Source organism: Shewanella sp. ECSMB14101 (genome assembly GCF_000773485.1).
GTDB lineage: Bacteria > Pseudomonadota > Gammaproteobacteria > Enterobacterales > Shewanellaceae > Shewanella > Shewanella marisflavi.
Genome location: NZ_JSFF01000033.1, coordinates 14,072 through 27,225, shown reverse-complemented (window position 1 = coordinate 27,225; position 13,154 = coordinate 14,072). Strand labels below are relative to the sequence as shown.

The 13,154-nt window shown below is 48.9% G+C and carries 11 protein-coding genes and 1 tRNA gene; 5 read left to right on the top strand and 7 right to left on the bottom strand.

The annotated features are described in order from the left end of the window. On the top strand, positions 1-185 hold a 185-nt coding region (locus tag NY07_RS19780; protein WP_235363965.1), incomplete at its 5' end, for a hypothetical protein. Positions 186-245: 60 nt separating this feature from the next. Here the strand turns inward: NY07_RS19780 and pssA are convergent. Further along, the gene (gene pssA, locus NY07_RS17540; protein ID WP_033540661.1) at positions 246-1,079 is read right to left on the bottom strand and encodes a CDP-diacylglycerol--serine O-phosphatidyltransferase; all 834 of its coding nucleotides are present in this window, start codon (positions 1,077-1,079) and stop codon (positions 246-248) included. A gap of 132 nt (positions 1,080-1,211) precedes the next feature. Between pssA and NY07_RS17535 the strand changes: the two genes are divergently transcribed. Further along, complete coding sequence (locus NY07_RS17535) at positions 1,212-1,655, top strand: DUF4124 domain-containing protein (protein ID WP_235363964.1); 444 nt, start codon at positions 1,212-1,214, stop codon at positions 1,653-1,655. A 69-nt stretch (positions 1,656-1,724) separates the two neighbouring features. Here the strand turns inward: NY07_RS17535 and NY07_RS17530 are convergent, their stop codons facing one another. From NY07_RS17530 to rluD, 4 genes are all read right to left on the bottom strand, one after another. After that, entirely contained in the window at positions 1,725-2,042 is a 318-nt protein-coding gene (locus tag NY07_RS17530; protein WP_033540659.1) for a hypothetical protein, read from the bottom strand. Positions 2,043-2,186: 144 nt separating this feature from the next. Then, positions 2,187-4,760 carry an ATP-dependent chaperone ClpB gene (gene clpB, locus NY07_RS17525; RefSeq protein WP_033540658.1) on the bottom strand — a complete coding sequence of 858 codons (2,574 nt, stop codon included), beginning with the start codon at positions 4,758-4,760 and terminating at the stop codon, positions 2,187-2,189. A 115-nt stretch (positions 4,761-4,875) separates the two neighbouring features. After that, entirely contained in the window at positions 4,876-5,595 is a 720-nt protein-coding gene (gene pgeF, locus NY07_RS17520; RefSeq protein ID WP_033540657.1) for a peptidoglycan editing factor PgeF, read from the bottom strand. Beyond that, on the bottom strand, positions 5,595-6,566 hold the full coding sequence (gene rluD, locus NY07_RS17515) for a 23S rRNA pseudouridine(1911/1915/1917) synthase RluD (RefSeq protein ID WP_033540656.1): 972 nt from the start codon (positions 6,564-6,566) through the stop codon (positions 5,595-5,597). The genes pgeF and rluD overlap by 1 nt, the downstream gene beginning before the upstream one ends. A gap of 122 nt (positions 6,567-6,688) precedes the next feature. Between rluD and NY07_RS17510 the strand changes: the two genes are divergently transcribed. Further along, the gene (locus NY07_RS17510; RefSeq protein ID WP_033540655.1) at positions 6,689-7,447 is read left to right on the top strand and encodes an outer membrane protein assembly factor BamD; all 759 of its coding nucleotides are present in this window, start codon (positions 6,689-6,691) and stop codon (positions 7,445-7,447) included. A 270-nt stretch (positions 7,448-7,717) separates the two neighbouring features. After that, positions 7,718-7,793, top strand: a tRNA-Phe gene (locus NY07_RS17505). 468 nt (positions 7,794-8,261) lie between these two features. Here NY07_RS17505 and NY07_RS17500 read toward each other — a convergent pair. Further along, positions 8,262-9,845: a sensor domain-containing diguanylate cyclase gene (locus NY07_RS17500; protein WP_033540654.1), complete on the bottom strand. Its 1,584-nt coding sequence runs from the start codon at positions 9,843-9,845 to the stop codon at positions 8,262-8,264. Between the two features lie 132 nt (positions 9,846-9,977). Beyond that, entirely contained in the window at positions 9,978-11,840 is a 1,863-nt protein-coding gene (locus NY07_RS17495) for a methyl-accepting chemotaxis protein (RefSeq protein ID WP_033540653.1), read from the bottom strand. A 259-nt stretch (positions 11,841-12,099) separates the two neighbouring features. On the opposite strand from NY07_RS17495, the gene NY07_RS17490 reads away from it, so the two are divergent. Continuing rightward, on the top strand, positions 12,100-13,047 hold the full coding sequence (locus tag NY07_RS17490; RefSeq protein ID WP_033540652.1) for an ornithine cyclodeaminase family protein: 948 nt from the start codon (positions 12,100-12,102) through the stop codon (positions 13,045-13,047). Positions 13,048-13,154 lie beyond the last annotated feature (107 nt).

Below are 13,154 nucleotides of genomic sequence, written 5' to 3'. Positions count from 1 at the left end.
GGAGCAGAAACTTTTACGCAAGGGCTTTTTTGTCGAAAAGATTTGAGCGATTAAAATTCAACCAAAACCCAAGAGGTTTCGCGAAACCTCATACACAAAGCCAACCCGCAAGCAACAAGTGGCCAACAAAAAGCCTGTTGTCATACCCTGTCACTTCAGAAGCGGAAAATAAGTTTGGCACATAATAGTTCACTCTGCCAAAAATCTTAATCCAAATATTGGGGGATTTTAATTAGGGTCTGCATTCATTGCGGTTCGGTCTTGTCTGAAGCCTTAACTTGCGGCTCTTTGCTCACCAATTCAGGGGCATTCTCAAATTCAGAGTCATTCTCATCCCCCACGACATGGCTAACTTTGAGTTTTTTCACCTTACGTATTGTATAGACGGGGCCAGAAAGCGCATAAAGGCTAAAGGCGATAAAGAGAATGGTTGCAGGCTGCACTGACACCAAGACAAACAGGCCGACAAGCGCGAGTATAACGACAAAGTTCACCCGGCTACGCCAGTCATAGTCTTTAAATGAATAGTAGCGAAAATTACTCACCATCAATAAGCCGGCGCACATGGTCATTACAACCACAAGAAAACTCACTTTGTCGCCACTAATTTCATAATAGGTTCCCGTCCATATCGCCCCTGCGATAATTGCCGCAGCTGCCGGACTGGCTAAGCCCTGAAAGTAACGTTTATCGGCAACGCCTACCTGAGTATTAAAACGGGCGAGTCGCAATGCCGCGCCTGCGCAATAGATAAAAGCTGCCAACCAACCTATTTTACCGAGATCGGCCAAGGCCCAGTTGTAGGCAATTAATGCCGGCGCGACGCCAAAGGAGACCATATCAGCCATGCTGTCGTATTCGGCACCAAATGCACTCTGGGTATTGGTCATCCTAGCCACACGGCCATCAATGCCATCGAAAAGCATGGCAACAAAGATAGCAATCGCCGCCGATTCAAACTGGCCATTCATTGACGCTATCACTGCGTAAAACCCGGAAAACAATCCTGCCGTAGTAAACAGATTAGGTAAAAGATAGATACCGCGGTTCTTAACCGTCTCTTTGTTTAAATTTTGCATATACTAAGGAGCGAGGTTATCTTAATAAAATTAAAAGATAACACAGATTTAAGCTCACTTTTTATACGGACCTCTAATTGTTGGCAGATAAAAGCATCCAGGCTCGATGCCAACACTGATATGGATACTATGATGACCGGAAAATTTTATGTCAGCGCACTATTAGGCCTTCTACTTTGTGCCCCTGCATTTGCAACCACTATCTATAAGTGGGTCGATGAGAATGGTGTCACTCACTATAGCCAGGAAAAACCACCTGAAATTAAGACAGAAAAGCTCTATAGCGAAGATATCGAACAACAAAAGGTAGGCTTTACCGCCCCTAAGGTTACAGAGAGACAGGAAGAACAAAAGAGTGAAGCCGCATTAGCCGCCGAAGCGATAACCGAAAAAGACAAAGCCCAGGCTAAGGCAATCTGTGAAAATGCCCAACACCAATTGAAGGTGCTGGAGACTCATACGCGTCTCACACGTAAGAATGAGAAAGATGGTGAAATGGTGCGTATGACAGAGGAAGATAGACAATCAGAGATAGCTGCGCAGAAACAGCGCATTAAGCTTTTCTGCAACAAATAGCCAATCGATGCTATCAGCGACAGTCGGCCCTGGGCCGATTGTCGCCTTAACTTCAAAGGCATTAGCCAGTCACGAATTACCTTTTACCTTATACATAGAGCGACTGACCCCGTCTTGACATGCCTGGGTACCAGCATCCCAACCTTTATCAAATTCAGACAAGCCATCCAATACCTTATCTTTCATCTCTTCAAGGGTGTCGGCTCCAGGGTTTCTCTTAAGATAGCCTGCGCTACGGCACCCCGTGTTATAGCCATAATGATAGAGGCTGTCATATTCCACGTTGCCCACCTCAATGTAGGATGGATCGCTCCTCTGCTCTGGAGCTGAGCTGCACGCCGTCGTCAAAACGGCCATTGCTGCCACTATTGTTAACCTTGTTTTCATCCATTACTCCTTCACGGCATAAAAACTCAAATGAGAAGATATCTACCCCTTGCAAATTAGTGCAAATAATGAACAAATGCAAAAGCTGGCTCAAATATAAAAAAGCCCAAACCAAAGTTTGGGCTTTATCTCGAGACTCATTGCTTACTGATGGAAGGATAACTCACCACTGGCGGCGTCCACCTTAATAGGTGTGCCAGGGAGCAACTGACCACTGAGTAGTTTTTGCGCCAACGGATTTTCGACCTCTTGCTGCAAGGCACGTTTTAGAGGACGCGCACCATAAACAGGGTCAAATCCGGCCTGGGCGATTAAGGCTAAGGCAGCTTCACTCACCTCGAGCTCAAAATCTTTCTCTGCCAGTCTAGCTTTCAGGCTATCTATCTGTATCTGAGCGATATGAGCAATATGTTCTGACTCCAATGGATGGAACACAACACTCTCGTCGATACGGTTTAAGAACTCAGGCCTGAAGCTATGGGTAACCACATTCATCACCTCGGCTTTCATCTCGGCATAAGTCGCGATACCAAAACGCTCTTGGATCACATCCGAACCTAAGTTAGAGGTCATAATCACCACGGTATTGCGAAAATCGACCGTGCGTCCTTGACCATCGGTCAAACGACCATCATCCAGCACCTGCAGCAGAATGTTGAACACATCGGGATGTGCCTTTTCCACCTCATCGAGCAGGATCACCGAATAAGGCTTACGTCTTACCGCTTCGGTCAGATAACCACCCTCTTCATAGCCAACATAGCCTGGAGGCGCACCGACCAGACGTGACACCGAATGCTTCTCCATAAATTCAGACATGTCGATACGTACCATGGCCGCTTCGGTATCAAACAGGAACTTCGCCAGCGATTTACATAGCTCAGTCTTCCCCACCCCCGTAGGGCCGAGGAAGAGGAACGAACCAATTGGACGATTAGGATCGGCAAGACCCGCTCGGCTACGTCGGATCGCATTAGCCACCGCATCTACGGCCTCATTTTGCCCTATCACCCGTGTATGTAACGCCTCTTCCATGTGTAAGAGTTTCTCTCTTTCCCCTTCGAGCATCTTAGACACAGGAATACCTGTAGCCTTAGATAACACCTCGGCGATCTCCACATCTGAGACCTTGTTACGCAGCAGCGTCATATCCTGCATCTCGGCCTGAGCGGCCAAGTCCAGTTGCTTCTCAAGCTCTGGAATACGGCCATATTGCAGCTCAGACATGCGGGTAAGATCCCCTGCGCGCCTCGCCACCTCAAGATCCATACGCGCCTGCTCTAGGTCCGCCTTAATATGCTGAGTGCCCGCCAATGCAGCCTTCTCAGTATGCCAAACTTCATTAAGTTCGGCGGCCTTGGCCTCGACCTCAGCCAGCTCGCTACGCAGAGTACTCAAGCGGCGTTGACTGGCCTCGTCGCTCTCTTTGATCAGGGCTTGCTCCTCCAGCTTTAGCTGAATGGTGCGGCGCTCTAGTCTGTCCAGCGGCTCCGGCTTAGAGTCTATCTGCATACGTATACTCGAGGCCGCCTCATCGATTAAATCAATAGCCTTATCGGGCAACTTCCGGTCTGAGACATAGCGATGAGACATACTGGCCGCCGCCACAATCGCAGGATCTGTGATCTCCACATGATGGTGCAGCTCGTAGCGCTCTTTCAGGCCGCGTAAGATGGCGATGGTGTCTTCGACACTCGGCTCATCCACCAGCACCTTCTGAAAACGTCGCTCGAGCGCGGCGTCTTTCTCAATATATTGGCGATACTCATCGAGTGTAGTCGCGCCAACACAGTGCAGATCGCCTCTGGCCAAAGCAGGCTTAAGCATATTGCCCGCGTCCATGGCACCGTCACTCTTACCTGCGCCCACCATAGTATGCAGCTCGTCGATAAAGAGGATCACCTGCCCCTCTTCCTGCGCTAATTCATTAAGCACCGCCTTGAGGCGCTCCTCAAACTCACCACGATACTTGGCACCAGCCACCAATGCACCTAAGTCAAGCGACAATACCCGCTTATTCTTAATCCCCTCTGGCACCTCGCCATTGATGATACGCTGTGCCAAGCCTTCGACGATGGCTGTCTTACCGACACCGGGCTCACCTATAAGCACAGGGTTATTCTTGCTGCGGCGTTGCAGCACCTGAATGGTTCGGCGGATCTCATCATCACGGCCGATCACAGGATCTAATTTGCCCTGCTCAGCGCGCTCGGTCAGATCTATGGTAAATTTTTTCAGCGCCTGACGCTGATCTTCGGCGTTAGGATCGTCAATGTTTTTACCCAAACGCACCTCTTCAATGGTCTTCTCAAGCAACTCCTTGGTGGCGCCAGATTTCTTCAAACACTGGGCCAGCGCGTCGCCGCCCTCTAGGGCCGCCAACACAAACAGCTCGCTGGAGATATATTTGTCTTTGCGCTTTTGCGCCAATTTGTCACACAGATTCAGCAGGCGAATGAGCGCCTGAGACAGCTGAACATCACCACCGGTTCCCTCAACCTGTGGCAGGCGTTCAAGCTCCTGACTCAGCGCCGAGCGCAAGGTGCTTACCGAGATCCCCGCCTGGGTCAGAAGTGGATGAATAGAGCCCCCATCCTGATTGAGCAGGGCCATCATCAAATGAATCGGCTCAATAAACTGATGGTCACGCCCCAACGCTAATGACTGAGCATCGGAGATTGCTATCTGGAATTTGTTCGTCATACGATCGAGTCGCATACAGCCTCCTAAAAAATTAACGAATGAAGGAAACCTTCAGTGCTTTGTTAACAGTATAGATGGGGGCTTTTTAGGAGGATTCAAGCAATAAGGGCAAAGTTGGTGAAAAAATACGCTACTTTTCCAACCAAATAAACGAGGCCATACGACCGGTTTTCCCGTCGCGGCGATAAGAGAAATAATCGGCACTCAAACTATAGGTACAATGGGGTAATTGATAAACAGCAGCAACGCCGAGTCGCTCGGCGCGATAACGGGCGATCCCTTGCAGATCCGCTAAATACTTATCGTTATTTGCCTTAAAAAAGGCTGCCGTATCGACATGCTGGGCCATAAACTGCGCCCTAACCTCGCCACCCACTTCAAATGCATCCGGACCAATACAGGGCCCAAGATAAACCAGCAACTCATCGGCCGGTGCCTCAAACTGAGCGATAGCCGATTCGAGTATCCCCTGACACAGGCCACGCCAACCCGCATGCACCGCCGCGACCTGAGTTGCACCTCGATCGCAAATCAACACAGGTAGGCAATCTGCCGTCATCACCACACAGACATGTTCGCCGCTGCGGCACAAGCTGCCATCGGCAACCCTATTGGCATCGACGTCGAGATCGATAACCTCTGTGCCATGTACCTGCTCAAGCCAGGCTGGAGCAGAGGACAAGCCAAGAGAGTGCGAGATACGCAGCCGGTTAAGCCGCACGCACTCAGGATCGTCGCCAACATGATCGCCAAGATTCAGGCTATCGAAGGGGGGAAGACTCACTCCACCCGAGCGCTGGCTAAAGGCCAATTTTACGCCGGGGGGAATGAACCAATCGTCAGGTATCATTAATACTCTGCCGGATGAGCCTTGCTGTCTTCACGCAGGGCACGAGTTAGCGCCACCATATCCTCAGGAATAGGCGCCTGCCAGCTCATGATTTCACAGGTGAAGGGGTGAGCCAGTTCTAGGCGCACCGCATGCAGTGCCTGACGTTTGAAGTTATTCAGAACTTCCGTCAACTCTGGCGTCGCCTTCTTAGGCGGACGCGGACGGCCACCATAGACAGGATCGCCCACCAAGATATGACCAATATGTGCCATATGCACCCTGATCTGGTGAGTACGGCCGGTTTCCAGACGCAGACGCAGTCGGGTATGAGCACGAAACTTTTCCGCCACGCGATAGTGAGTCACCGAAGGACGACCACTATGATGCACCGCCATATGCGTACGTTTAGTGGGGTGGCGCGCGATAGGCTCATCCACTACACCGCCGGCAGTCATGGTGCCCGAAACGATGGCCTCATACTCACGGGTGATCTCTCTCGCCTGCAGTGCGGCAACCAGGTGGGTTTGCGCTTCGACGGTCTTGGCTACCACCATAAGTCCTGTGGTGTCTTTATCGAGACGGTGCACAATACCCGCCCTTGGCACGAGGTCAATTTCGGGGCAATGATGCAATAGAGCATTCATCAAGGTACCGTCACTATTACCCGCACCAGGGTGCACCACCAAGCCAGCTTGCTTGTTGATCACCAAAATATGGTCATCTTCGTAGACAATATCTAAATCGATTGCCTGCGCCTCAGCCTTGGTTTCCTCCTGCAGGGTGGCTTCAATCTCAATTTCCTGCCCTTCAAGAACCTTTTCTCTAGGCTTAGTTTGCACCATACCATCGACGTAGACGGCACCAGCCTGTATCCACTCTTTAATACGTGTACGGGAATAATCAGGGAACAACTCCGCCAGGGTTTGGTCTAATCTTTGCCCGGTTTGTGTTGCTGTGATCTCGCTTTTTAGATTAATCTCTTGTGTCATAGGAACCGTACCCGCGTTTTGGGGTCCAAAATAAAGTGCTATCTGTTACAATCGGATTGTTTCTATTTTATCGTGAAATGGAAAAATTCTTAACTACAACTTAAAAAGAATCGAATTCAAGTATGCATAATTTTGCTAAAGGCGCCGCTGTCGCCTTGTTGTCACTGGCCTTAACGGCTTGCAGTAGTAAACCAGAAGATGATATTGAGCTCAGTAAATCTTCCCCTGAAGTCCTCTATTCTCAAGCAAGAACCTCTATGGAGTTGGGCAACTATAGTAAAGCGATTCGCTCTCTTGAGGCCTTAGATTCTCGCTATCCCTTCGGTCCACATAAGACACAGGTACAGTTAGACCTGATCTATGCATACTACAAACTGGACGATTCTGCTTCTGGTATTGCTAATATCGACCGCTTTATCCGTCTCAACCCCACTCATAAAGATATAGACTATGTCTATTACATGCGTGGACTGGTAAACATGCAGGCCGATAATTACATGTTCCACGACATGCTCAATATCGACCGAACCGATAGAGACCCTAAAGCGGCGCAAGAAGCCTTTAAAGACTTTGACCGTTTAATAAAGTCGTATCCTAACAGCAAATACGCTGCCGATGCGCAAAAACGTATGCAATTCTTAAAAAATCGTCTTGCTAAATATGCGATCACCGTGGCCGAGTACTATATCAAGATGAATGCTTGGAGCGCCGCGGCCGTGCGTGCCCAGACGGTGTTGGAAACCTACCCAGGTACCCCATCCACCGAACGCGCCTTGGAGATCATGGCGACCGCCTATGAAGAACTTGGTCAACAAAAACTTAAAGATCATGTGCTTATGGTGATGAAAACCAACTATCCCAATAACGATATGCTCAAGTAATCACATGTTATTTTAAAGCCTCGCTCTGCGGGGCTTTTTTAATTCTAGGCGAATATAGAGTAGACAACCCAGGCCAAAATATCTCCCCCGAACGCAATTGACTTCAAACGGGTTCAAACTTGAGTTTCTCCCTGCCCACTTTTCGCACCAGCCGCATTTGATCTAAAAATCGACGTTTCGGGCAAAAGTTATCCAAACAGGTCAGTTATACGAAGTTTTTGCAAAAATTAGTTGACTCAAATGCGCAAAAGCCTTTTAATGCACCCCGTCGCCCGAATAGCTCAGTCGGTAGAGCAGAGGATTGAAAATCCTCGTGTCCCTGGTTCGATTCCGGGTTCGGGCACCATATTAAGCGGGTGCCTAGCGCACCACACAAAAAAGCCTCGCAATGCGAGGCTTTTTTGTGTCTGTAAATCTCTCCACTTTTCAATTTTTTATCCCTCCAGATACAACCTCAGTTTTCATTCTCACAAGTCATGAATATTTTAACCCTGAACATAATGGCCAAGATCTAGAAGAAAGTTAGTCACATCAGCGAGCATAAAATGCTGCCTTTAAACGAGCAGGAGATACTCGGGGGAGGCTGTACTATGTTAGTCATCAGGCTATCTCAGGCTCAAGCGCCTGACAAGCTAACAAGACGCAATAGGCATTAAGCATAGTCGTTATGCATAGACGTAGCGATATAAGACGCCACCCGCTGCCAGGCGAACCTAGCTCATAGTTGCGTTTCAACAATCTCACCAATCAGCTAATAACACAGTCTCTTGAACTCAGGTACTTTATAAAAGCCTAGCCATCTTCTAACGCTAAGTCAGCCAACCACAGAGAGTGGGCTTACCCGTCGGTGTAGTATTTTTAGCTGATTACGGCCACTCTCTTTGGCCTGATAAAGTTGTTCATCGGCCAGTTTTATCATCTGCTGCCAATCATCATCGGCAAAAGAGGGGTGATAACCGTCGTAAAGTACAGCGCCCATGCTTACTGTGACCTTCTCAAAGGGAGATGCCTGATGATAGATATTCAGCTCTCTGATCTTTTGCAGCATACGCCCCGCCAACAGCTCCATCTGGGCAATATTATCGCTATGGATCACCACGCAAAACTCCTCGCCGCCATAGCGGGTCACCAGCTCACCACGACGACGACACTCAAGCATCAAGGCCTGAGCAACCTTGACCAATGCCTGATCACCACTCTGATGCCCCACTGAGTCGTTGTAGGCCTTAAAGTAATCGATATCCAGCATGATAAAGCCGATAGCGCCCTTTCCATCGCGCCACTGCTGATGAGCGCGCTCTGCAAAGACTTCCAAGCTTCGGCGATTGGCGATACCTGTCAAAGGGTCGTTAAAAGAGAGGGACTCGAGATAATTTTGATGCCGCTGTAGCTTCTCCACCACCAAGTTAAACGATTCGGTCAACTTAGCCACCTCGGTAATCGACCAAGAGGTTGGCATGGTCAGCAGTACACCGCGGTGAGCCATCTTATCCAGCACGGCATTGGCAACCCTTAGCGGCCGAACCACCAGCGCGGAAAACGGAATGATAGCCACATAGGACATCACCAGGACGCTTAAGAACATCAAGATTGATTCAATGGTAAATATCGATGGAATGAGGTTTTTATCATGGTGCACTGTGATCTTAAGTGACGGTACCTTAAGCACATCGTGAACATACCAGGAGTGGTACTCACGAATATCACTGACACGAGGAGGCTCTCTAAACCCTAAGGTGGTTATATCAGCCAACTTAGCATCCTTTGCCAACACCTCTAGATCAAACTTGATTAAGCTAAACTGCTCTATCTCAGTGTGGATCTCCGGACTAACGTTCCGCACAGTTAACAGACTCCCAGCGACTCTCCCCTCACCATCGCTCGGTAGCACTGTCACATTGCTAAAATAAACCACCCTGTCACCCATGCGCAGCAGACCACTACGTGAAGATGGCTTATTTGCATTCATCTGCTCAGGAGAAGGTAAGATCTGCCCGATAAATTCTGCCTCAGCCAATGGCAGTTGCTGAGCCAAGAAGGCCTCTTGACTGGTATATTGCCACACCACCTGATTTTGGCGATTAAACACGTAGAAGCCATCGATATTGGCAACCTCGAAAGCATTGTCATCAAGATTTTTAAGGGCAAACTCAGGCGATACATTATCGACAAAAGTTACCATATCATCCCATATGGCATAGTCGTAACAGAGGGTGTCTAAATTTTTTTGTGCATAGGCGATCCCTTTTTGCACTGCCTCTAAATTCATGTCTTGGCGTGACTTTACTTGCTCTTGAATTCTGGGCAGATAAATAAGGTAATAGATGCCGCTTGCGGTCAAAAATGACAGCAGCAACAGCCCTAACGCTAAAACATTTAAAAAGTGACTTAATCGCATCGACCACTCATATTCACCCTGCTCTCTCAACTAGCTTAGTCGACCGGGTCCAATAATTTGAGTATAAACCCCGCATTTCACGAATAAATTTCATAAAAAAAGGGGCCTAAGCCCCCTTTCTCCGTTAACCGCTTATATCTTAAACAGGCTCACCGCTTGATAGAGTACTTCGGTTCGCGCTTTTACCTCATCGGAAGACTTAGCATTGTCATCTGCGGCTTGGGCCGACTCGGCAGCGATATCGCGAATAACCACTACATTCTTGTTCACCTCCGAAGCCACCATGCTCTGCTCCTCTATCGCCGCAGCAATTTGAGTACTCATATCCATGATGTTAGTCACATCAGTATTGATCTGCTCAAGCAAGGCACCGGCACTTGCTGCTTGGTCGGCACTCTCTACGCCCTGCTTTTGTGTGGCTTCCATTAACTGCACAATAGAGCGAGTACGGCTCTGAAGTGTCTGGATAATACCGGCAATCTCTTCGGTTGACTCTTGGGTTCGCATCGCCAGGCTCCTCACTTCATCGGCCACCACGGCAAAACCGCGCCCCAGTTCACCTGCCCGAGCAGCCTCAATCGCCGCGTTCAATGCCAATAAATTGGTCTGTTCGGCAATGCCGCGAATCACATCCAGCACACTGCCTATAGTCTCGCTGTCTTTCTCTAACTCAGAAACCACCTGAGCTGAGTCCGTCAACTGTGCGGCTAATGCCTGGATCTTCTCTATCGTCTGCTCAACCCCCATCTGACCTTGCTGGGCATTATCATGGGTATTTCCAGCACGTTCGGCTGCCAGCTCAGTGTTGCTGGCGATCTCGTCTATGGTGGCACCCATTTCGGTGATCGCAGTCGCGACCATGTCGGTTTCATTGAGCTGACGCCCCACTCCTTCAGAGGCTCGCAGCGAATTTTGAGAAAGTTCCTGGCAAGAATGATTCACAACCTCAACCGAGGTTAATACCTCTTTAATTAAGGATTGAAATGACTCGACCATACTGTTGAAATGGCGCGCGATTTGACCTATTTCATCATCCACCTTGGTATCGCACCTCAGGGGCAAATCTTTGGTCTCTTCGATACGAGAGATAGCGTCGCTGATCCGCTGAACCGGATCCATGATGCTGCGAATAATCGCCAGGGTAAAGCCAATCAAGACTAAGGTGATCAGCACAAAGATGATGATGCTGATAGTCACTGTGGCGCTTTCGGCTCGACTAATGGCCTCCATAGACTGCGCCTTAAGCTGCACCAGGGACTTTTCGGCCGAAGCAATACTGTCTCGCAGACTCGCCATTTTGCCGCTGTCTTTATCCAGCCCAAACTCCTGCTCCTTAGCGACCAACGTCTTAAAATTCTGTTCATAATCATTAATCAGGGTATTAAGCTCACTCTTCACGGCGCCACTGAGCATGGCACTCGCCACCTGTTGACGCAGCAGCGTCAGGTTGCCATTAAACCTATCGACATAGCTTATGGTACGCCTGAGCATAAAGTCTTTCTCGTTGCGCCTTAGCTGCAGCATGGTCACCATTAACTCAGGCTCGTTTCTCTCTTTAACCAAAGTCTCGACATTCTGCACTGCACTGCGCAGCGCTCCATAAAGCCCATCTTTGGGGTTTAGACCTATCTGCTTTTGCAGATTGGTAGTCTCGGCAAAGATAGATTCATAACGCACTAAATTCTGTTTAAAAGAGTGTAAATCCCCCTGCTCAATATCGTTGCGGGCAAAAATTTCGCCAAGGGTCGCTATTCTCTCCTCTAATTCTTTTGCTTTCCGCTGATGTTTATCCACATAACCAAGTTCTAATCGAGCAAAAAAGTCTTTTTCATCTTTACGTAAACTCAAAACATCCTTTTCAAGTTCAATTACTTGTTGTGCAGCATGAGACAAATCATCCAGCTTCGCCGCCGAAAAGCGCTGCAAACCAAACATCGCTATCACAGAGCAGATAGACACTGCCGCGCTAACGAGTAACTTGTGACGAATGAGCATATGGGAAGATCCTTTAATTTGAAGTGATTGCTTTACTTGTCTTCAACGACAATTAAGACCTTGGAAGACTATTTACTTCCAATATTGAGTATAGTAACTATCGACTTACATACACGCCTCTTTAATTAATTTAATATAAATTAGCAACTTATAGAGCCAGACATCTTAAAAAAATGCCGAACCCATTCAAAGTCAACCCTGCAGGCTTTCAACCGCCAGACTTTTTGCATACAATATCCACAAAAACAAAGGAGGTAATATGCAAGTTATCGATGCAGATTCGGTACATCAGGCGCTAGACTTTCCCAGTCTGATAGAAGCACTCAAACAAACATTCGCTAAGCCCGCCGGGATGCCACAGCGGCAGGTTTTTCCCTTGGATGAAAACAGTAGCCACAGCGATGCTTTTGCCGTACTGCCGGCCTGGAATCAGAAAACCATCGCCGTCAAAGCCTTTACCTACTTTCCTGAAAACCCCAAGAAGTCAGCCGATCTTGAAAGTCTCTACTCCAAAATCTTAATCTTTAGCCGTGAAACCGGAGAGCCCCAGGCCCTAGTGGATGGCACCAGCGTCACCTATTGGCGCACCGCTGCGGTGTCAGCGCTTGCCAGCCAATACCTGTCACGGCAAGACACCAAGCATTTACTCCTGTTTGGCACAGGTCGTCTGGCCACCTTTATGGCGCTTGCCCACGCCAGTGTCAGGCCAATTGAAAAAATTACCGTATGGGGACGTGATAGTGCCAAGGTCGACCGAACTATAACCGCCATTAAGACCAGGGCTGAGCATATTAATGTCACCGCCTGCAGCGATCTTAAAAGCGCGGTTAGCACAGCCGATCTCATCAGCTGCGCCACTGGGGCACCGGCTCCGCTGTTCGATTCCAGCTGGGTCAAACCGGGCACCCACGTGGATCTGGTGGGCAACCACAATCAGGATAGGCGTGAATGTGACAGCAAGCTTGTGGTGAATTCTGATGTCTATGTGGATGCCAAGGTGAATGTATTTGCCGAAGCCGGCGAGCTGTTGATTCCGGTTGAAGAAGGCGTCTTTGAATTATCACAGGTTAAGGGCGAATTGGCCGACCTTTGCAGCGGCACGCTTGCCCCACGCCAGGATGAACAATCGATAACCCTATTTAAGTCCGTTGGCACGGCACTGGCCGACCTGGTAGGCGCTCAACTGGTATTTGAGAAACAATCCTGATCCCTAGGGCAGCTCTGCTGCCCTGCTTCTTCTCCTTCAACGGGTCATGAGTTGGCATTCGATGCTCGCTGATATACCTTAAACCAAACTTTTTTCATTTCGCTTTA